At 68.4% G+C, this 19,816-nt stretch carries 18 protein-coding genes; 13 read left to right on the forward strand and 5 right to left on the reverse strand.

Going from position 1 to position 19,816, the window contains the following annotated elements:
- Nucleotides 1-358: 358 nt before the first annotated feature.
- From AC1DTF_RS03560 to AC1DTF_RS03595, 8 genes are all read left to right on the forward strand, one after another.
- Nucleotides 359-1,129 carry an SDR family NAD(P)-dependent oxidoreductase gene (locus tag AC1DTF_RS03560; RefSeq protein ID WP_477473055.1) on the forward strand — a complete coding sequence of 257 codons (771 nt, stop codon included), beginning with the start codon at nt 359-361 and terminating at the stop codon, nt 1,127-1,129.
- Nucleotides 1,130-1,179: 50 nt separating this feature from the next.
- Entirely contained in the window at nt 1,180-2,034 is an 855-nt protein-coding gene (locus tag AC1DTF_RS03565) for a mycofactocin-coupled SDR family oxidoreductase (RefSeq protein WP_477473056.1), read from the forward strand.
- Nucleotides 2,035-2,100: 66 nt separating this feature from the next.
- Nucleotides 2,101-2,574 (forward strand): acyl-CoA thioesterase, encoded by a 474-nt coding sequence (locus AC1DTF_RS03570; protein WP_477473057.1) that lies wholly within the window; start codon nt 2,101-2,103, stop codon nt 2,572-2,574.
- Nucleotides 2,571-3,656 carry an S-(hydroxymethyl)mycothiol dehydrogenase gene (locus AC1DTF_RS03575; protein ID WP_477473058.1) on the forward strand — a complete coding sequence of 362 codons (1,086 nt, stop codon included), beginning with the start codon at nt 2,571-2,573 and terminating at the stop codon, nt 3,654-3,656. Before AC1DTF_RS03570 ends, AC1DTF_RS03575 begins: the two co-directional genes overlap by 4 nt.
- Complete coding sequence (locus AC1DTF_RS03580; RefSeq protein WP_477473059.1) at nt 3,656-4,279, forward strand: MBL fold metallo-hydrolase; 624 nt, start codon at nt 3,656-3,658, stop codon at nt 4,277-4,279. The genes AC1DTF_RS03575 and AC1DTF_RS03580 overlap by 1 nt, the downstream gene beginning before the upstream one ends.
- Nucleotides 4,280-4,282: 3 nt before the next feature.
- Nucleotides 4,283-5,140, forward strand: a complete 858-nt coding sequence (locus tag AC1DTF_RS03585; protein ID WP_477473060.1) for a DUF7161 family protein — start codon at nt 4,283-4,285, stop codon at nt 5,138-5,140.
- A 26-nt stretch (nt 5,141-5,166) separates the two neighbouring features.
- Nucleotides 5,167-6,303: a beta-mannosidase gene (locus AC1DTF_RS03590; protein ID WP_477473061.1), complete on the forward strand. Its 1,137-nt coding sequence runs from the start codon at nt 5,167-5,169 to the stop codon at nt 6,301-6,303.
- A gap of 66 nt (nt 6,304-6,369) precedes the next feature.
- Nucleotides 6,370-7,731, forward strand: coding sequence for a styrene monooxygenase/indole monooxygenase family protein (locus AC1DTF_RS03595; protein WP_477473062.1), 1,362 nt, complete (start codon nt 6,370-6,372; stop codon nt 7,729-7,731).
- Here AC1DTF_RS03595 and AC1DTF_RS03600 read toward each other — a convergent pair.
- Entirely contained in the window at nt 7,717-8,469 is a 753-nt protein-coding gene (locus tag AC1DTF_RS03600) for an SHOCT domain-containing protein (RefSeq protein ID WP_477473063.1), read from the reverse strand. The genes AC1DTF_RS03595 and AC1DTF_RS03600 overlap by 15 nt on opposite strands.
- Nucleotides 8,470-8,535: 66 nt before the next feature.
- Between AC1DTF_RS03600 and AC1DTF_RS03605 the strand changes: the two genes are divergently transcribed.
- Nucleotides 8,536-9,624 (forward strand): class I SAM-dependent methyltransferase, encoded by a 1,089-nt coding sequence (locus AC1DTF_RS03605; protein ID WP_477473064.1) that lies wholly within the window; start codon nt 8,536-8,538, stop codon nt 9,622-9,624.
- On the opposite strand, the gene AC1DTF_RS03610 is transcribed toward AC1DTF_RS03605, so the two are convergent.
- From AC1DTF_RS03610 to AC1DTF_RS03620, 3 genes are read right to left on the reverse strand one after another with little or no spacing between them, the layout of a single operon-like run.
- Complete coding sequence (locus tag AC1DTF_RS03610) at nt 9,621-11,162, reverse strand: acetolactate synthase large subunit (protein WP_477473065.1); 1,542 nt, start codon at nt 11,160-11,162, stop codon at nt 9,621-9,623. The genes AC1DTF_RS03605 and AC1DTF_RS03610 overlap by 4 nt on opposite strands.
- A complete protein-coding gene (locus AC1DTF_RS03615) occupies nt 11,162-12,235 on the reverse strand; it encodes an NAD(P)H-dependent amine dehydrogenase family protein (protein WP_477473066.1) in 1,074 nt (357 codons plus the stop codon). The genes AC1DTF_RS03610 and AC1DTF_RS03615 overlap by 1 nt, the downstream gene beginning before the upstream one ends.
- A 27-nt stretch (nt 12,236-12,262) precedes the next feature.
- The gene (locus tag AC1DTF_RS03620) at nt 12,263-12,796 is read right to left on the reverse strand and encodes a hypothetical protein (protein WP_477473067.1); all 534 of its coding nucleotides are present in this window, start codon (nt 12,794-12,796) and stop codon (nt 12,263-12,265) included.
- Between the two features lie 65 nt (nt 12,797-12,861).
- Between AC1DTF_RS03620 and AC1DTF_RS03625 the strand changes: the two genes are divergently transcribed.
- Entirely contained in the window at nt 12,862-13,602 is a 741-nt protein-coding gene (locus tag AC1DTF_RS03625; protein ID WP_477473068.1) for an SDR family NAD(P)-dependent oxidoreductase, read from the forward strand.
- Nucleotides 13,602-14,024: a hypothetical protein gene (locus AC1DTF_RS03630; RefSeq protein WP_057169765.1), complete on the forward strand. Its 423-nt coding sequence runs from the start codon at nt 13,602-13,604 to the stop codon at nt 14,022-14,024. Before AC1DTF_RS03625 ends, AC1DTF_RS03630 begins: the two co-directional genes overlap by 1 nt.
- 4 nt (nt 14,025-14,028) lie before the next feature.
- On the opposite strand, the gene AC1DTF_RS03635 is transcribed toward AC1DTF_RS03630, so the two are convergent.
- Nucleotides 14,029-15,807: a hypothetical protein gene (locus AC1DTF_RS03635; RefSeq protein WP_477473069.1), complete on the reverse strand. Its 1,779-nt coding sequence runs from the start codon at nt 15,805-15,807 to the stop codon at nt 14,029-14,031.
- A 218-nt stretch (nt 15,808-16,025) separates the two neighbouring features.
- Here AC1DTF_RS03635 and AC1DTF_RS03640 point away from each other — a divergent pair, with 218 nt between their 5' ends.
- Entirely contained in the window at nt 16,026-18,377 is a 2,352-nt protein-coding gene (locus AC1DTF_RS03640; protein WP_477473100.1) for an AAA family ATPase, read from the forward strand.
- The gene (locus AC1DTF_RS03645; RefSeq protein WP_057169763.1) at nt 18,374-19,786 is read left to right on the forward strand and encodes an NCS2 family permease; all 1,413 of its coding nucleotides are present in this window, start codon (nt 18,374-18,376) and stop codon (nt 19,784-19,786) included. The genes AC1DTF_RS03640 and AC1DTF_RS03645 overlap by 4 nt, the downstream gene beginning before the upstream one ends.
- The last annotated feature ends 30 nt before the right edge of the window (nt 19,787-19,816 follow it).

Consider the following 19,816-nt stretch of genomic DNA (forward strand, 5'->3'; position numbering starts at 1 on the left):
CCTCGTGCGGGGGTGCGTAGCTAGATCAAGTTCATGAACATCTGTTCAATGTGTGATGAAGGTACCGCCGTGTGCTTCGCACGTCAACAGATGTATGAGAACCGGCCTCGTCGGGTCCGCCTTGGTGCGGATGTGCAACGAACGTCTCACTCAAATCCGTGAAATGCCAGTTGGTTTACAGCCCGGCGCGGTGAATCTCATGACGAGGGTTGACAGTCGGACCTAAGGGCGCGATCATTGACCAACCTACTTTCAACAAACGTTCAAAGTGGCGTCGTTCACCCGGCAGCCGGTGCATAGCTGGTGGGGCAGCGGACCGCGCCAAAGATCGGGCGCCCCAGCGGAATGGAGAAACAGTGTGAGTCTTGAGTTTGTGGGAAAGACAGTACTAATCTCCGGTGGCGCCCGCGGGCAGGGCGCCGCGCACGCACTACGGTTCGCCGCAGAGGGAGCCAAGGTTGTCGTCACCGATATTCGTGACGAGCTCGGTGAGGAAGTCGCCGAGCAGATCCGGGGGCAAGGCGGTCAGGCGGTCTACCAACACCTGGATGTGCGCGTGGCTGACCAATGGGTCGAGGCTGTGACGCGTGCCGAGAGAGAGTTCGGCAGCCTCAACGTCCTGATCAATAACGCAGGGGTCGTCAACTGCGATCCGGTGGACGTCTGCACTGATGACGCATGGGCCACCGTGCTCGATACCAACGCCGCCGGCGTCTTCAAAGGTATGCGTGCCGCGGTGCCGGCGTTGAGGCGCGCCGCCGGTGGTGCCATCGTCAACACCGCATCAATGATGGGCATCGTAGGGTCGTGGGGCTACGCGGCCTACGTATCCAGCAAGTTTGCCGTCGTCGGGTTGACCAAGTCGGCGGCTCTTACCTATGCCGCGGACAATATCCGTGTCAACGCCGTGGCCCCGGGCTGCGTGGACACCCCGATGTTGGACGAAGAGAAGAAGATCATGGCGTCGAATCCGTACTGGGATTTCGATGAATGGGTTGCCACGCAGCCGATCTCGAAGATCGCTCAACCCGAGGAGATCAGCGAGCTGGTCTTGTTCCTGGCGTCCGACCGCGCTCGGTACTGCACCGGCGGCGTGTTCCCAATCGACGGCGGCTCCACCGCTGGCTGAGACAGGTGCGCGGATATCCGCGCATTCGATATCGAAAGATGGGTTTTACAGTGGGCTTATTGGACGGCAAGGTCGTGTTCGTCACGGGAGGCGCCAGGGGACAGGGCCGTGCGCACGCCGTTGCCTCCGCCCGCGAGGGCGCGGACGTGGCTCTGCTGGACTGTGTCCAGGACATCGACACGGTTGGCTATCCCCTGGGTACAGCGGATGACCTCGAACACACCGCGGCACTCGTTGAGGACGCCGGGCGCCGGGCGCTGCGCTTCACCGGTGACGTCCGCTCGCAGGCCGACCTCGACGGCGCGGTGGAGGCGACGATCTCGGCTTTCGGAAAGATCGACGCTCTGGTCGCCAATGCCGGTATCTGGGCCACGGGTCCGTTTTGGGAACTCTCCGAGGAACATTGGTCGGACATGATCGAGGTCTGCCTGAGCGGCGTATGGCGCTCCGCCAAGGCGGTTACGCCGCACATGATCGAGCGCCAGACAGGCTCGATCGTCATGACCTCATCCGTTGACGGCCTGGAGCCGGGCGGCATCTATGCCCACTACACGGCCGCAAAGCACGGTGTCATCGGACTGATGAAGAGCGTAGCCCTCGAGCTTGCGCCGCACGGTCCGCGCTGCAATTCGGTCAATCCGGGTGCCGTCGACACCCCGATGCTCGATAACCAGCCCGGGTACGACCTGATATCGGGGCACTCGGGCGGCACCCGGGACGATCTGGTGGAGGGCGGCCACCGATTCAATGTGCTCAAGGGCACCGCACTACTCGACCCGATCGAGATTGCCAATACAGCAGTGTATTTGAACTCGGATCTGGCGGCGAAGGTGACGGGCACGACGGTCCTTGTCGACGCCGGGCATATGCTGCTGACCGGTTACAACCATAATCCTGTCCGCTGAGGCGCACGTGCATGCGAGCGGTCGCGTGGTCGACAACGCGACGTCTGGGGCTGCCGGTCACTGGTGATGACGGTCCTCATGACACCGGATATGGCGAACTTCTCCGGAAATGTGCACGGGGGAGCGATATTACGATTGCTCGACCAGGTCGCCTACTCTTATGCCAGCAGTTACGCCAGGAGCTATGTGGTGACATTATCGGTTGATCGAGTGCTGTTTCGCGAAGCCATTCACGTGGGGGAGCTGGTCACGTTCGCCGCTTCGGTGAACTACACCGGTCGAACATCCATGGAGATCGGCATTCGAGTCGATACCGCCGATATTTTGACCGGTGAACGCAGGCATACCAATAGCTGTTACTCCACCATGGTTGCGGTGGACAGCACTGGGCTGGCGGCCCAGGTGCCGCCCCTCATTCCGCAAAACCCAGTAGAGATGCAGCGCTTTAATTCGGCGCGGTTACGTCGCAAAGCACAGCGCCGGCAGTTCGACAGTGCTCACGGATGCGATCAATGCAGTCAAAGAGGAGAGACGGAATGAGTCAGACGGTGCGCGGCGTCGTTTCCCGGTCCAAAGGTCAGCCCGTCGAGTTGGTCGACATTGTCATCCCCGATCCGRCTCCCGGTGAGGTGGTGGTGGCGATCCAGGCCTGCGGTGTCTGTCATACCGATCTGACCTACCGCGAGGGCGGCATCAACGACGAGTACCCGTTCCTGCTCGGGCACGAGGCCGCCGGCATCGTGGAGACCATCGGCGMGGGTGTCACCCACGTCGAGGTCGGCGACTTCGTCATCCTGAACTGGCGCGCGGTGTGCGGTGAGTGCCGSGCCTGCAAGCGCGGCCGCCCGCACCTGTGYTTCGACACCTTCAACGCCACCCAGAAGATGACGCTGACCGACGGCACCGAGCTGTCCCCCGCGCTGGGCATCGGCGCGTTCGCCGACAAGACCCTGGTGCACGAGGGCCAGTGCACCAAGGTCGACTCCGCGGCCGACCCGGCGGTGGCCGGCCTGTTGGGCTGCGGTGTGATGGCCGGCCTGGGCGCGGCGGTCAACACCGGAAACATCAACCGCGATGACACCGTCGCGGTGATCGGCTGCGGTGGCGTCGGGGACGCCGCCATCGCCGGTGCCGCCCTGGTCGGCGCGCGGCGCATCATCGCCGTCGACGTCGACGACCGCAARCTGCAGGTGGCCCGCGAATTCGGCGCGACCCACACCATCAACGCCAAAGACCTCGACCCGATCGAGACCATTCAGGACCTCACCGACGGATTCGGCGCGGACGTYGTCATCGACGCGGTCGGGCGCCCCGAGACCTGGAAGCAGGCGTTCTACGCCCGCGACCTGGCCGGCACCGTGGTCCTGGTCGGCGTSCCGACCCCGGACATGAAGCTGGAGATGCCGCTGGTCGACTTCTTCTCCCGCGGCGGCTCSCTGAAGTCCTCCTGGTACGGCGACTGCCTGCCCGAGCGCGACTTCCCCACCCTGATCAGCCTTTACCTGCAGGGCCGGCTGCCGCTGGAGAAGTTYGTCTCCGAACGCATCGCTCTGGACCAGGTCGAGGAGGCGTTCCACAAGATGCACGCCGGCGAGGTACTGCGATCGGTCGTGGTGCTCTGATGGGCAACGTGCAGCGCGTGGTCACCAGCGGCACCTTCGAACTCGACGGCGGCAGCTGGGAYGTCGACAACAACATCTGGCTGGTCGGCGACGACAAGGAYGTCATCGTCTTCGACGCCGCCCACACCTCGGCCCCCATCATCGAGGCSGTCGCGGGACGCAATGTCGTCGCGGTSATCTGCACCCACGGGCACAACGACCACATCACCGTCGCCCCCGAACTCGCCACCGCCCTCGACGCCCCGGTSTTCCTGCACCCGGCCGACGAGATGCTCTGGCGCGTCGTACACCCCGASGCCGAMTTCCGCAGCGTCGARGACGGTCTGGTSCTCACCGCMGGCGGTATCGAACTGCACGCCCWGCACACYCCCGGACACTCGCCGGGCTCGGTCTGCTGGTCGATCCCCGAACTGAACGCSGTCGTCTCCGGGGACACCCTGTTCCAGGGCGGGCCCGGMGCCACCGGGCGCTCCTACTCGGACTTCCCGACCATCCTGGACTCCATCTCCACCAAGCTGGGCACCCTGCCCGCAGAGACCATCGTCTACACCGGCCACGGCGACACCACCACCATCGGCGGCGAGATCGTGCACTACGACGAATGGGTGGCGCGCGGCCACTGAGCAATGCACACCGTTGACGCCGTCGCGACGATCCTGCTGTTCGTCGTGCTGCTCGGCTGGGTGGGCCTGGCGGTGTACGCCGGCGCCATGAGCGTCATGCTCAGCGACAGCGGGGCACCCGGCGTGGCAATGGTCGGCGTGGCCCTGGCCGTCGTCGGCATACCGGCCTCGGCGGTCGCCGTCTATGTGGTGGCCGTCGTATCCGCCTGGCGGGCAGACGGTTACACGTTCTACTACCCGCTGGTCGCGTTCGGCGCGGGCACGGCACTGGGCGCGTCGGTGGCCGCCGTGGCCTTCGGGTTGGTGCGGCTGGGGCTGCGACTGCACGGCACCGACGCCGACAGCAGTCCGGAGGCGGTGCCCGCACCGGCGGTCTACACCTTCGACACAGTGCACGAAGTCCGCGACGGTGGTCTCGTCATCGAACTCGGCATCGAACGCTCCAGCGGCCGCCGGTATCTGAGAACCCCGATGCCGCAGCGCGACGGTGAGTATCGCGAATACCACGGCATCGACGTCGCGATGTACGACCTGTTCTCCGATGACCCCGAGGCGGCGCTCGCCTTCGCCGCACAGTGCCGCGCCGGGCGGCACGAGGATCGTTGGCTGCCACCGCCCGGGGCGCCGGCGGCCGCGCCCCCGTCCCCCGATCGCAAGCATCTGGCCAGGAAACGCGCCGTCCTGCTGACCGACCATCCCGCCGACGCCTCGGGTGTCGCCGCCCGCGGCCTGCCGGTGGGCACCCCGTTCGTGGTCATCGTCGGCAACCGCGTCGACGCGGACGGCAACCTCGCGGTCCGGCTGCCGGGCGAAGGCTCCGACATCGTTTCCGTCGACGCCCGTCTGTTGGGCGTGCACTGAGGCCGCCGGGTATTAGGCTCTGCCCCATGTCGGGGCGGCGGCTGCTCACCATGGTCATGTGCCTGGCCATGATGATCGCCGCTGTCGCGTGCGCGGCTCCGCTACCGGACCACCCGGAGCCGGCACCGGCGAGGACCACGGCCGCACCCGCACCGGAGATCCCGGATCTTGGGGTCTCGGGGACCTCCCTGACCCTGGACGGTCAACCCTGGTGGCCGATCGGTATCAACGCCTACCAGCTGGCGACCGACTGGTCGGTGAACGCCGGGTGCGGCGCTCAGGTGGACCTCGACACGTATTTCAATCAGCTGCAACCACATTCGCTGACCCGGTTCAACGCGTTCTCCAGCCTCGCGGTGAACAAGTACACCGGGCAACTCGACTTCAGCGCCCTGGACGCCGTGGTCCGCGCCGCCGAACGCCACGGCCAATTGCTCATCGCGGTGCTCTCCAGCAACGAAGGCAGCTGCGAAGGAGACTCCTTCAAGGACTACCAGTGGTACGCCGGTGGCTGGCACACCGAGATCGCACCCGGCCTGCCGATGTCCTTCCAGGCCTGGATGGACACCGCTGTGCAGCGCTGGGCCGGCTCACCGGCGCTGGCCGGCTGGACGGCCGTCGGTGAACCCGAACCGTCGGACTGCCGGGATCCGCAGTGCGACTGGACCCGGCGCTACTGTCACCCCGACTCGGCGAAGGTACTGCGCGCGTTCTACGACGCCACCGGCGCCCGAATCCGCGAACTCGACCCCGGCACACCGATTTTCAGTGGTCACGCCGGCGGCGGTCAGTGCGGCTCGGCCGGCGAGGCCTTCGAATACGTGAACGCCTCACCCGGGGTCGACGTGCTGGAGTACCACTTCTACCACGGCATCGACTACCTGCCGGGGAACGTGTTCGACGGGCTCGCGCGGCGCGCGCAGCAGGCCCAGAAACTGAACAAGCCACTGCTGATCACCGAGATCGGGATGGAGGCCGGATCCTGCGGATCGCTGGACGAGCGGGAACGGGTGCTGCGCGACGCCTTCACCGAAATGCGCAGGCAGGGCACGGCGGGTGCGATGTTCTGGGCCTTCGTGCCGGACCCGCGTCCCCGGGAATGCACGCTGGACATCGGGCCCACCGACCCGCTGATGAGGCTCGTCGGCACCGCGCCGAACTGACGGCTTTGCGATCACGCTGAGCCAGTACCTACCCGCGGCCGGGCGCTGCGCCGATAGTCAACAGCCATGACGACATCGAGCGGACGCACCGCCGCGATCATCGGCGCCGGGCAGACCGGCGTGACGGCGGCACTGGGATTGCTGGACAACGGGTTTGACGTCACCATCTACAGCGAACGTGACCAGGCCGCCCTGCGTGACGACGTGCCGGCGACCGGCACCGCGCTGATCTTCGGCGAGGCGCAGCGCGCCGAAGAGAGCCTCGGGCTCAACACCTATCTCGCCACGGCGCCGCTGTCCACCGGGCAGAGCGTGCGGGTACTCGACGGTGCCACCGAGGCGATCGCCTTCGACGGCTGGTTCGACGGCGCCCGCGGTGTCGCGGTGGACACCCGACTGAAGGCCGATGACCGACTCAGCCTGTTCCAGCAGCGCGGCGGACATTTCGTGGTGGAGGCGGTGGACCCGGCACGCCTCGACGCCATCGCCGCCAAGGCCGATCTGACGCTGGTGGCCACCGGCCGCGGCGGGCTGTCCGCGCTGTTCCCCGTCGACACCGCCCGCACCGTCTACGACAAGCCGCAGCGCAGCCTGCTGGCCTTCTCGGTCACCGGGCTCGGCCACGGGCCCGACGTGTTCGCCCATCGCAGCACCGCGGGCGGGCAGCACCACGCCTTCACCGTGGTGGCCGGCCAGGGCGAAACCTTCTGGGGCCCTTACCTGCACAAGGACGCCGGCCCGAGCTGGGCGTTCCTGGGGTGGGCCCACCCGGGCAGCGACTTCGCGCGCCGATTCTCCACCGTCACCGACGCGACGACCGCCCTGGAGATCGCGACCGGACTGCACCGCGACTACATCGACTGGGACCTACCCGAGGTGAGCAGGCTCCAGGTCATCGAGGAGGACCCGCATTCCTGGCTCACCGGGGCCGTCACCCAGGTGGTGCGGCACGGGGTCGGGCACACCGCCGGAGGGCACCCCGTCGCCGCGCTGGGCGACACCGCAATCTCCTACGATCCGATCGCCGGTCAAGGCGCCCAGGGTGGGCTGATCCACGCCGCCGCGCTGGTGCGCAAGGCCGCCGCACACGACGGACCGTTCGACACCGCCTGGCTGACGGCGGCCTTCGAGGAGTTCTACGACCGGCGCGGTCGCGCCGCCCAGCGGGTGACCCAGCTGTTCCTGGCCGATCCGGACTTCGCCGAATACGGCAACCTGTACTTCGCCGCCGCCAGCGGCAGCCCGCGGTTCGCGGGCAGGCTGTTCGGGCTGCTCGACGATCCCCGCCCGTTCGAGGCGGTGACCTCGGTGGAAGCCGCCAAGGCCCTGATCACCGAGTTCGCCGGCGAACCGGCCGATGAGGTGCTGGCCCGGTTCGAGCCGGCAGGACGCTTCGAGCGGTCCCGGCTGCTCTCACCCGCCGCCTAGCAGCCTGCGCTTCTCGGCGTCGAACTCGGCGTCGGTCAGTGCGCCGCAATCACGCAGGGCGGCCAGCGTTTTCAGCTGCTCGATGCGGATACCGTCCTCGGTCGGGATGTACGCGGACGCCGGCTGGTAGGACACCTCCGGTGGGTCGCCGAGATGGAAGGTCGGCGGCGGCGGTCCGGTGGGCACCGGGCGCGGCGCGCGGCGCACCTTGGCAGCCCAGATCCTCGCGATGATCAGGTCGACGACGGCGAGCCCGAACACCGCCGCGCACCACCAGGGCAGGGCGCCCCACCGGCTGCCGTGACCGAAGGCGAGGCGCGGGCTGAGATAGGCGCCGACGTTGCCGTCCGTACGGATCCGATACCTGCCGTCCTCGGCGACCTGGGCCACCCACACCCGGACCCGGGCATCGTTGTTCACCGTGGTTGTGCCGCCGATGCTTTCGGTGATCACCGGCTCGGGAACACCGGCCGGCGGGTCGATGCCCATCTGCAGATCCGGTATCGGCAGGCCACCACCGCTGGTGCTGCCGATGATCTGGGTGTGAAAGCTGATGATCACCTCACCGGCGGGCAGCTGCAGCTGCTCGGCACCGGGGATCGGCACCTCGCCGTAGGCGTTGTACTTGTCGAAGACGAACGCGTTGAGAATCAGCGACGCCACGAACCCGATCCCGGCCACCACCATGGTCACCACCGCCAGGATGGTGAGCAGGCGCGGCACAGTAGCTGGACTCATGGCTGGAAGTCTGGCACGACGGCCGCTTCGACGGCGCGTACCGCGAGACGGGACTACCCTCACGGCATGCCCGAATCAAGCGTGGTGGTGCGTCCGGTGCCGGTGGGCAGCGGCGACTACAGCGCGAGTTCGCGGCTGCAGGCCGCCGGGCTGAAGCAGGCGATCGCGCTGTTCGAGCAGGCCGCGGGGGCGGTGCCCATCCCACCGGCGCCGTTGCCGATCGTGATCGCCGACTACGGCGCCGCCAACGGCCACAATTCGCTGCTGCCGATCAACGCGGCGATCTCGGTGCTGCGGAAACGGACCCGGGCCGATCAGTCGGTGCTGGTCACCCACACCGATGTGCCGGAGAACGATTTCAGCGCGCTGTTCAACACCCTGCGCGAGGATCCCGACAGCTATCTGCGCCATGACCAGGCCGCGTTCTCCTCGGCCGTCGGGCGGTCCTTCTACACCCAGATCGTGCCGTCCAACACGGTGAGTCTGGGCTGGTCCTCGTGGTCGGTGCTGTGGCTGAGCCGGCTGCCGGCGCCGGTCACCGACCACATCCACGCCGCCTACAGCGCCGACGAGACGATCCGGTCCGCCCATGAACGGCAGGCCGCCCGCGACTGGCACGAGTTCGTCGCCTACCGGGGTCGCGAGCTGTGTCCCGGCGGGCGTGCGGTGGTCATGACGATGGCCGTCGGCGAGAACGGCGAATTCGGCTACCGGCCGCTGTTCGCGGCGCTGATGGCCGAACTCGCCGAACTGGTCCAGCGCGCAGTCATCACCGCCGACGAACTGACCAGGATGTGCATCCCGATCTGCGGGCGCCGGGCCGCCGACTTCACCACCCCGTTCGCCCCGTCCGGGCGCCTGGAGCAGCTCACCATCGAGCACCTGGAGGTGTTCGATGCCGAGGACCGGTTCTGGCGGCAATACCAGAAGGACAAGGACGCAACGGCTTTCGGGGCGCAGTGGAGTTCGTTCCTGCGCGCCGCGGTGTTCCAGACGCTGGCAGGTTCCCTCGATGGCGGCACTGCAGATCGGCGTGCGCGCTTCTGCGATGCGCTCGCATCAGGAGTAGCGGAGCGGCTGGCGGGCGCACCGGAGGAGATGCAGATCCCGATGGCCCAGGTGGTGCTGCACAAGCGGCCCCGGCCGCCACGCTAGCCCCAGGCGGGAACGGCGGCGTCGATCAGGTGCGGGCCCGGCTGGGCCAGTGCCGCACCGAACTGCTCGGCGAGTTCCTCGGCGGTCGTGGCCCGGGTGGCGGGCACCCCGAATCCGGTGGCGATGGCGACGAAGTCGATATCGGGCCGGCTCAAATCCAGCAGGGACCGGGCTTTCTCGCCGGTACTGAGAGCACCGACGCGAGCGAGTTCCAGCTGCAGAATCGCGTAGGCATGGTTGTTGAGGATGACGACGGTGATGTCGAGTTGTTCGCGCGCCATGGTCCACAACGCCGAGATCGTGTACAGCGCACTGCCGTCGGCCTCCAGCGCGATGACCGGCCGGTCCGGGGCGGCCACCGCCGCACCGACGGCCACCGGCAGACCCTGCCCGATCGCACCGCCGGTCAGCGTCAACACGTCGTGGGCGGGCGATGCGGCGGTCGCGGCCGGCAGCAGCACACCGCTGGTGTTGGCCTCATCGGAGATGATGGCGTTCTCCGGCAGCAGAGCGCCGATGACCTCGGCCCAGTTCGCCACGGTGAGAGGGCCTTTCGGCAGCGTCGGCGGCACCGCTTCGGAGGCCGGCAGCGCAGGCACACCGAGGTGCGCGGCTAGCGCGCCGAGATCGGCGGGGTCCAGTGTGTGCACCTGTGCGCCGGTGGGCACCAGGCCGCTGGCCCGGCCCGGGTAGGCGAAGAACGCCACCGGGGCGCGGGTACCGACCAGGATGAGTTGGGTCGCGCCGGTGAGTTGTTGTTCGGCCTGCTCGGCCAGATATGCCAGCCGCTCGATGGCGGGGATCCCGTGTCCGCGCGCGACCCGGGCCGGGAAGGTCTCCACCAGCGGCCGGGCCCCGGTTGCGGCGGCGATCCGGGCCGCGGCCGTCAGGCCCTCGGCGGTGGTGGCCGAACCACCCAGCAGCACAACGGTATTCGCTCCGTACTCGCGCAGCATCTCGGCTGCCGCCGGCACGCCGATTCCACCGGGACCGGCATCGGCCGGTGCGGGGTCGGACAACGGCGCGCCCGGTTCCGCGGGCCCCCAGGAGTAGTCGGCGGGCAGGATCACCGTCGCGACCCGGCCCGGCGGACCCACCGCGCCGGCGATCGCCGCGTCGACGGACGCAGCCAGCCCGGCGGCCGAATGCGGCCGGTACACCAGGCCTTCCGGCCAGCCGGCCAGCGCCTCGATATCGGATTCCAGCGGGGCGTCGAACTCGACGTGATGGGTGGCGTGGTCACCGACCACATTCACCACCGGGGTGTGTGCGCGCCGGGCGTTGTGCAGGTTCGCCAGCCCGTTGGCCAGTCCCGGACCCAGGTGCAGCAGGGTGGCCGCGGGCCGGCCGGCGATGCGGGCATAACCATCTGCCGCACCGGTGGCGACCCCTTCGAACGGGCACAGCACCGCGCGCATCTGCGGGCTGTCATCAAGTGCCGCAACGAAATGCATCTCGGACGTGCCGGGGTTGGCGAAGCACACCGACACGCCACCCGCCAGGAGCCGCTGCAGGACGGTATCGGCGCCGGTGGTCATCAGCGAATCGTGCCGGCACCCGGGATGAGCGGCAGATCCAGTGCCGTCACCCAGCCCGGCGGCAGATCGTTCACGGCGGGCACCGCATTGAGCGCACGCAATCCGGTCGCCAGGCAGCCCGCGGCGGCGGCGTCACGTCCGGAACCGTCGGTGAACCGGAACGCGGTCTCCTGCGAGATGCTGGGCGTGCCTTCGATATCGACGCGATACACGTCGTTGTCATTGCCGGTCGGCCAGTCCGGGGCGGCGTCGAGGCCGATCCGGTTGACATGCTCGAGCTGGATGCGGGTCTCGCCGCCCCACCGGCCGTTGATGGTGAACCGGACCGCGGCGACCTTTCCCGCCTCGATGACCCCCTTGGCGGACTTGCGGTCCTCCGGGGTCACCCACTTCTCCCAGCTGGTGGTGATTTCGTCGAGCGTGATACCGGCCGCGTGCGCGATCATCGGGACGGTGGCGCCCCAGGCCATGATCAGGATTTCCGGACTTTCCAGCAGCGGCCGGTATTCGGGTGGGCGGCCGATGCCCATCTCGAACTCGTAATCGCCGGTGTAATTGGTGTAGTCGAGCAGCTCGGACGCCCGCACCGTCTTCACCTCGGAGCACAGGCCCATCAGCGTCAGCGGGAACAGATCGTTGGCGAACCCGGGATCGATACCGGTGGTGAAGCAGGACGCTCCCCCGGCCTCGCAGGCGTCGGTGACCGGCTGGATCCAGGTCGGCGGATTCAGGTGCATCTTCGGCCACACCCACGGTGTCATCGCCGTCGAGCTGACATCGATACCGGCCCGCAGGAAGCGGGTGATCAGTTCGATGTTGGCGTCGGCCTGGGCTGCCGTCGGCCCGTAGTGCACCAGCGCGTCGGGTTTCAGGGCGATCAGCGCGTCGATGTCATCGGTGGCCGTCAGCCCCAACGGCGCACCCAGAGAACAGATCTCACCGACATCGCGGCCCACCTTGTCGGGGTTGCTCACCCCCACGCCGACGAGTTCGAAGTTCGGGTGTCTGACGATCTCGGCGATCACCATCGTTCCGACGAAACCGGTGCCCCACACCACGACGCGTTTGGTCACGTACTTCCTTTCACGGAAACGGGCGTGCTACCAGCAGCGCTTGAGGCCGCCGGGCTCGCAGACCAGCGGGTACTCGTTGACCGGGATGGACAACGGGTCGCGGAAGCTGATGGAGAACGGCTTGGTGTCCAGCGTCGCCGGCAACCCGCACACCTGGTTGTGCGACATGGTGCGGGTGCCGGTCATGGTGATGGTGTCGAACTTGAACGTCTCGTAGAGCGGAGCCGTGCCGCCGTCCGGGCAGGTCAAGCCGTCCATGGTGTTCACGTTGTAGGTCCACAGTCCGCCGGTGAGCTTGGCGTCACCGCCCTTGGCCACCGCCGTCGGGGTGGAGCTGACGTGCAGGATGCAGGCGACCGGGTCGCGGATCTCGGCACGCAGGTCGCCCACCACGGGCACGCAGACCGGGTAGATCGACCACACGGCGGTGGGCAGTCCGTCCTGGTGGAAGGTGTAGTTGCCCTCCAGCACCTGCTGCGGGTTCGCCTGGGCCGGTGCGGCAAACCCGACCATGCCGAGGGCGAGCAGCACGACACTGAACAACCCGCGAAGTATGTTCACGCCTCGCAGTATTGCAGGACGCGTCTGGCACGTCCGCGGTTTGCCCCCGTGAGAGAGTCACGAACATGACCTCATTGGACGGAAAAGTGGCATTGGTGACGGGCGCGTCAGCGGGGCTCGGGGCGGCGACGGCCACGCTGTTCGCCGAACGCGGCGCAACGGTCTACGGCGTGGCCCGCGACAGCGACCGGATGGCCGAGGTGTTCGCCGACGTACCGGGCGGCCGGTTCGGGTCCTATGACATCGGCACCGCCGATGCGTGCCGGCAGGCCGTGGCCGACTGTGTCGCGGCGTTCGGGCGCATCGATGTGCTGGCCAATGTGGCGGGCTTCCACCAGATGCGGCGCACCGCGTCGGTGACCGACGCCGAGTGGGATCTCGATCTGGCGGTCAACCTCAACGGGCCGTTCTATCTGAGCCAGGCCGCGCTGCCGCATCTGCTGGAGTCCGGCGGCAACATCGTCAACGTGTCCTCGGTGGCCGGAGTGGAGGGCGAGGTGTATTCGGCCGGCTACTGCGCCGCCAAACACGGACTGATCGGGCTGACCCGCGCGATGGCCGTCGAGTTCACCAAGGAGACGCTGCGGGTCAACGCGGTGTGTCCGGGCGGGATGCTGACCGCTCAGGTCACCGAGTTCGCCGCGCCGGAGGACGCCGACTGGGACCTGATCATGCGGATCGCCGCGCCGCGCGGAATGATGGACCCGGTCGATGTCGCGAAGACCATCGCTTTCCTGGCCAGCGATGACGCAGCCGCGATCCACGGCGCGGTGTACCGCGTCGACAACGGAAAGGGCGCCGACTGATGAACGAGATCCTCTCCGAGACAGACCCGGTCGGCACCGACTCGGTCGCGACCGTGGGCAGCATCGCGGTCCAGGGTTCCATCGGCACCGTCGGCAGCGCCGCGGTGGCGGGTTCGATCGGAACCGTCGGCAGCGCCGGGGTGGCCGGGTCCATTGCCACCGTGCAGAGCGCCGGCGTCGCCGGGTCGATCGGTACCGGTGGCAGTGCCGGGGTGGCCGGCGGGTTCGCCGTGGTGGGCAGCGCGTTCCTGGTGCTGTGCGCCGCGCTGGTCGGATGCGTGGCCTGCATCGGATGCGTGGCCTGCCAGAAATGCCGGGCCTGCATCGGGTGCGTGGCGTGCACCGACTGTGTCGGCTGCGTCGGGTGCGTGAACTGCTCGGGCCTGCGCGGTGCCGTCGGCCTGCGCAACGTGCACGCGTGACCCGCTAGACCCGGCGGCGGCGTCCCATCAGAGCGGCCGCTCCGACGGCACCCAGGCTGAGCACCGCGCAGGCGACCGCGGCGATGATCAACGTGGTCTGGCCGCCGCCGGTGCTCGCGGGCACCTCGTCGGAGGCGAGCGTCATCCGGTAGTCCCCGGGCAGCGGGCCCTCGCGCGGGGTGTCCAGACCCGGGTACTGCTGGGTGCGGTGCACCTCGAATTGCCGTTCGCCGACGGCGTTCTGCTTCCAGACGCCCCAGGCCGGTGTCACACCGTCGAGCAGCACCCGGCGCTCGCCGTAGCGGGCGTCGTCACCGACATCGACGATGCGCTGCACCCGGAAGGGCTCGTACACCGCGTCCGAGTAGCGCACCTGCACCGGCACATTGTCGTAGCGGAACAGCGGCGGCGGAGGCGGCGGCRTGAAGTTCGCAATATTCGCGATGTTCGGGATGAAGCCACCACCGAAGAAGCTTCCGACCGCAACCCCCACCGCGGTGCTCACGACGGTGTTGATGGTGTTGAGCACGACGGCGGTGAAGCTGTAGGCCGCGAGGTCGGCGACGTACATGACCATCCGCTGCAGCGGCGGGATCGTCACGACCCGCGGCCGGTTCTCGTATTCGTAGACGATTCGCACCGGATCGCGGTAGGGGTTCACGATCATCGGCCGGTAGAACTCGTCGTACTGCACCCAGTCCGGGCTCCACTGCCGCACCCGGTTGTCCCAGTCACGCTGCTCGGCGCGCAGTTCGCGTTGGTCCTCCCGCAACTCGCGCTGGTCCTCCCGCAGCTGGCGGCGCTCCTCCTCGAGGCGGTCCCGCTCATTCGAGACACCGACCAACGACGACAGCTGCGCGAGCTCCTCGAGCTTGGCCGGCTCCGGGTTCACCTCGACGGGCTTGGCGCTGCTGGCGAGCTGGACGTCCGCGACCGGGGCGTCGAGCACCTCCGGCTTCAGCGTCTCGATCACCTTGGCGGCATTTTCGACCTGGGGTTCATCGGCCGCGGACGATTCGGTGTCCGAGGCTTCGGATTCGGTGGCTTCGGTTTCGGGGGCCTGCGTTGCGGAGGCTTCGGTCTCCGACGGTTCGGCCGCTGCCGAGCTCTCGGTCGTGGGCCGGTCGCTCGGCGTCGCCTCACCGGACCGGGGCGCTGCGCCCGACGGGCTGGTGTTCAGCGCCTCCTGCTCGACCGGCTTGGGCTCGGACGTCCCCGTCGACGGGGCGGTGGTCGACGGCTCGGGCTGTGCAGACGGTGCCGCCGGGGAGGTGGTCACCTGCGTGCTGGGCCGCTTGGTGCTGGTCGTCGTCGGTTGCTCGACGGCGGGCTGCGGCTTGGGATCGGGCGTGGGTTCCGGTTTGGGTTCGGGCTTGGGGGCCACGGTCTCGGGGGCGACCGTCACGCGCGGCGCCTCGACCGGGGCCTGGGTCTGCACCGGTGCCTGTGTGACGACCGGCTCCTGGGCGACCGCGGGTGCCTGCGTGGCCGGTGCCTGCGTGGCGACGGGCGCCTGGGTCTGCGCCGGCGCTTCCGGGGTCACGGCGGGTTCGACGTACGGCGACTCCTGCTGGCCACCGCGACCACCACCGCGTCCCTCGCCGCCGGAGCCACCGGAGCCGCCCGACTGCTGCGGAGCCTCCGCCGTCGTCGTCGCGACGATCTCCGGATCGGCGACCGCCGGCGCCACGCCGGCGGTGAGTGCGGTCAGCGACATCACCACGGTCGTGGCCACACCGGCCACCATGCTTCGCCTCAGGAATTCCTCACGCGCTGCACCCATTGTGCTTCGACTCCTCGATTTCCGGAGCAGGGCAAATTCTCAGCCACTACTGCGATCCGCAGTCATCTCCCCCGACACCGGCCTGTTTGGCCCAGCAGCTGTCTCGCATGGTTCATCGCTGTGGACGCCGAAGCGTTACACCCCGGCGCGGGACGGTCTGGCACCATCGTCGCGTGCCCGCCCGCGAGTTCGTACTGACCGACGAGTTCCGCGATGCCATGGGCCTGTTGGCCCAGGGCAGACACGTTTTCCTCACCGGCAAGGCGGGCACCGGGAAGTCGACGCTGATCCGCCGCTTCATGGCCCAGACCGATCGCAATTGCGTCGTCGTCGCACCCACCGGGATCGCGGCCCTCAACGTCGAGGGCTACACCATCCACCGGCTGTTCGGATTCAACAGCACCACCAGCCTCACCGACATCAGCACCGGCCGTTACTACCCCGGCCGGTTCGCCCGCACGCTCAAGGCACTGGACACCCTCATCATCGATGAGGCATCGATGGTCCGCGCCGACCTGTTCGACAAGATCGCCGCCGCATTGCAACGGTTCGGCCCCGACCCGGGCGCCCCGTTCGGCGGCGTGCAGATAGTCCTGGTCGGTGACCTCTACCAATTGCCCCCGGTCGTCACCGAGGCCGAGGCCGGGTTCTTCACCGACCGCTACCCCACCCCCTACTTCTTCTCCGCCGACACCTTCCGCCGCGACGAGTTCCCGATGGTGGCGTTGACGACGGTGTTCCGCCAGCTCGGCGATGACCGGATGACCGCGATCCTCAACGAGATCCGCGAGGGCCTGCTGCTCGGACACGCCCAGGAACAGCTCAACGCACGCACCGACCCCGATTTCGTGCCACCAGATGACGAGTTCTGGCTGACGCTGGCCCCGACGAACCGGCTGGTGACCGCGCGCAACCGTCAGCAGCTGGAGCGGCTGGCCGGCGAGGAGATCGTGCATCACGCCCGCCAGACCGGTGACCTGAGCCTGTTCGACCCGCCCGCCGACGAGACCCTGCGGTTCAAGGTCGGCGCCCAGATCATGATGCTCAACAACGACCAGTCGGATCGCTGGGTCAACGGCACGCTGGGCAAGGTGGTCGCCCGGGTGGCCGGCGAGGAGGCCGCCGTCATCGTCGAGTTCACCGACGGCAGCCGCGCCGAGGTCGGCCTCAACACCTGGGAGGCGACCCGGCCGGTCGTGGACGGCGGCTCGCTGCGCCACGAGGTCTGCGGCACGTTCACCCAGCTGCCGTTCAAGCTCGCCTGGGCGATCACCATCCACAAGAGCCAGGGCCAGACGCTGGACCGGCTGGTCGTCGATCTGACCGGCGGCATGTTCTCCTACGGGCAGCTCTACGTCGCGCTCAGCCGCTGCACCTCGATGAGCGGGCTGGTGCTCAAGCGTCCGGTGCTGCCCAAGGATCTGAAGACCGACCGCCGGATCGCGCGCTTCCTGCAGGGTGCGGGCGGAGAAGGTGGCGCGCACCGGTTCTGCGCGATCGCGATATCGACGGTCGGCGACGAGGGCCGGATGTCCCGGCCGCGACCGGTGGAGCTGGCGGTCGCCTTCGAGGACGGCACGGCGGTGACCACCCTGGTCAATCCGCAGCGCGATCTTGCCGACGCCCGGACGGCGTACGGGATCAGCGTGTCCGACATCCTGCTCGCCCCCACGCTTGCCGAGGCCTGGGGTGTCATTGCCCCGATGCTGACCGGCTGCACGCCGGTGGGCGCCGGCATCGACGAGACGCTGGGCCTGATCGACTTCGAGCTCAAACGCCTCGGCCAGGTGACGGTGATGCCCCTCGGTGTCGACCTGCCGCGCTCCGCGGTTCGGCGCACCGATGGCACCGCGCTGGACCACGCGACGACGACGCTGGCCGCGTTCACCCAATCGGGGGCAAGCGCGTCGGGTTCGTCACCGTTCGGCGATCCCCCGGAATCGTTGTCCGGGCACCTGATCACCCGCAGCCACACCGTGCCGACGCCGACGGCCGCAGCACTGCCCGCGCTCTCGGCGCTGCTGGCGGTCAGCAGGCAGATCGGGCCCGCGCTGCTGGGTGCGCAGCATCCCATCGAAGACCTGGAGGTCACCCCGTGGATCGCGGCGGCGCGGCATTCGGTGGCCGACCAGCTGCGTGCGGCGGCGGGCCGGGTCCGCCTCACCGAAGAAGTAGCGGCGCGGTTGCGTGCCGCGCAGCGACTGCTCGAGATCGAGATCGTGGACGACGCCGTCGAATCCGCGCAGACCGGTACCGATGTCGGATCGGTGCTGGTGCCGGGAGCGCGCATCTGTTTCACCGGCACCGCACAGGACACCGCGGGACGCGAGGTGTCACGTGAGCAGATGATGCGGTTCGCCGAGGCGGCCGGGTTGGCGCCGGTGAAGACGGTGACCAAGACCCGCTGCGAGGTGCTGGTCACCGCGGAGGCCGGCACCCAGTCGGGCAAGGCCCGCAAGGCCCACGAGCTGGGTAAGCCGGTGATCTCCGCCGACGAGTTCCTGGCCTGGGTGAATTCGGGTGGGTCGTCGCGCGCGCACCCCGCGGGGCACCTTAAGGTCGAACCGTGAACCGGCTGGACCGCTTCTTCGAAATCAGTGCACGCGGATCGACGATCGCCTCCGAGTTGCGGGGCGGTGTCGTCACCTTCATCGCGATGGCCTACATCATCGTGCTGAACCCGATCATCCTGTCGGGTTCGCCGGATGTCGCGGGCGATCAACTCGGCTTCACCCAGGTCTCGGCGGTGACATCGCTTGCCGCCGGTGTGATGACCATCCTGTTCGGTGTCGTCGCCAGGCTGCCGTTCGCTTTTGCGGCCGGCCTCGGCATCAACTCCTTCCTGGCGTCCTCGGTGGTCGGGTCGCTGACCTGGCCCGAGGCGATGGGGCTGGTGGTCATCAACGGCGTGATCATCGTGCTGCTGGCGGTCACCGGACTGCGCCGGTTGATCTTCGATGCGGTGCCGATGCCCCTGAAACTCGCCATCACGGCCGGTATCGGTTTGTTCATCCTGTTCATCGGCCTCGTCGACGCCGGGTTCGTGGCCTCCACCGGCAGTCCGTCCCCGCCGGTCGGCCTGGGCGGTCAGGGTGAGGGATCGGTCACCAGCATCCCCACCGTGGTGTTCGTCTTCACGCTGTTGATCACCGGCATCCTGGTCGCCCGCAAGGTGCGCGGGGGGATCCTGATCGGACTGATCACCGGCACCGTGGTCGCCGTCGTCATCGAGGCCATCTGGCATCTGGGGTCGGCCACCGAGAAGCCCGGCGGGTGGGGGCTGTCGGTGCCGACGCTGAGCGGGTCCCCGTTCGCCGTCCCCGACCTCTCGCTGGTCGGTGCGTTCAGCCTGGACAGCTTCGGACGCATCGGCATCCTGGCCGCGGTGATGCTGGTGTTCACCCTGGTGTTCACCAACTTCTTCGATGCCATGGGCACCTTCACCGGTCTGTCCCGGCAGGCCGGCGTCGCCGATGAGCACGGCAACTTCCCGCGGCTGCAGTCGGCGCTGGTCGTCGAGGGCGCCGGCGCGGTGGTCGGTGGTGCCGCCTCGGCATCGTCGAACACGGTGTTCATCGAGTCCGGTGCCGGTATCGGCGAAGGCGCACGTACCGGGCTGGCCAGCCTGGTCACCGGCGGATTGTTCCTGGCCGCAATGTTTCTCACGCCGCTGGCCGCCATCGTCCCGACCGAGGTCGCCGCCGCCGCGCTGGTCATCGTCGGCGCCATGATGGCCTCGCATCTGCGGGAGATCGACCTCGCCGACTTCTCCATCGCGCTGCCGGTGGTGCTGACCGTCGCGGTGATGCCGCTGAGCTACTCGATCGCCAACGGTATCGGTGTCGGCTTCATCTCCTGGGCCGTCGTACGGACGGCGGCGGGCAAGGGCCGTGAGGTCAGCCCGCTGCTGTGGGTCGTCGCGGCGGGCTTCCTGCTGTACTTCGCGCGCGGCTGGGTGGACTCCCTGATCGGGGTGTGAGGTCGTCGACGACGTAAAGCCCGGCCGGCG

It is taken from the genome of Mycobacterium sp. P4_H6 (assembly GCF_056400845.1).

Coding starts and splice junctions, on each gene's coding strand:
- AC1DTF_RS03590 (WP_477473061.1), top strand. CDS start 5,167: ATGTCGGGGCGGCGGCTGCTCACCATGGTCATGTGCCTGGCCATGATG.
- AC1DTF_RS03625 (WP_477473068.1), top strand. CDS start 12,862: ATGACCTCATTGGACGGAAAAGTGGCATTGGTGACGGGCGCGTCAGCG.
- AC1DTF_RS03585 (WP_477473060.1), top strand. CDS start 4,283: ATGCACACCGTTGACGCCGTCGCGACGATCCTGCTGTTCGTCGTGCTG.
- AC1DTF_RS03610 (WP_477473065.1), bottom strand. CDS start 11,162: ATGACCACCGGCGCCGATACCGTCCTGCAGCGGCTCCTGGCGGGTGGC.
- AC1DTF_RS03630 (WP_057169765.1), top strand. CDS start 13,602: ATGAACGAGATCCTCTCCGAGACAGACCCGGTCGGCACCGACTCGGTC.
- AC1DTF_RS03595 (WP_477473062.1), top strand. CDS start 6,370: ATGACGACATCGAGCGGACGCACCGCCGCGATCATCGGCGCCGGGCAG.
- AC1DTF_RS03570 (WP_477473057.1), top strand. CDS start 2,101: ATGACGGTCCTCATGACACCGGATATGGCGAACTTCTCCGGAAATGTG.
- AC1DTF_RS03605 (WP_477473064.1), top strand. CDS start 8,536: ATGCCCGAATCAAGCGTGGTGGTGCGTCCGGTGCCGGTGGGCAGCGGC.
- AC1DTF_RS03600 (WP_477473063.1), bottom strand. CDS start 8,469: ATGAGTCCAGCTACTGTGCCGCGCCTGCTCACCATCCTGGCGGTGGTG.
- AC1DTF_RS03640 (WP_477473100.1), top strand. CDS start 16,026: ATGGGCCTGTTGGCCCAGGGCAGACACGTTTTCCTCACCGGCAAGGCG.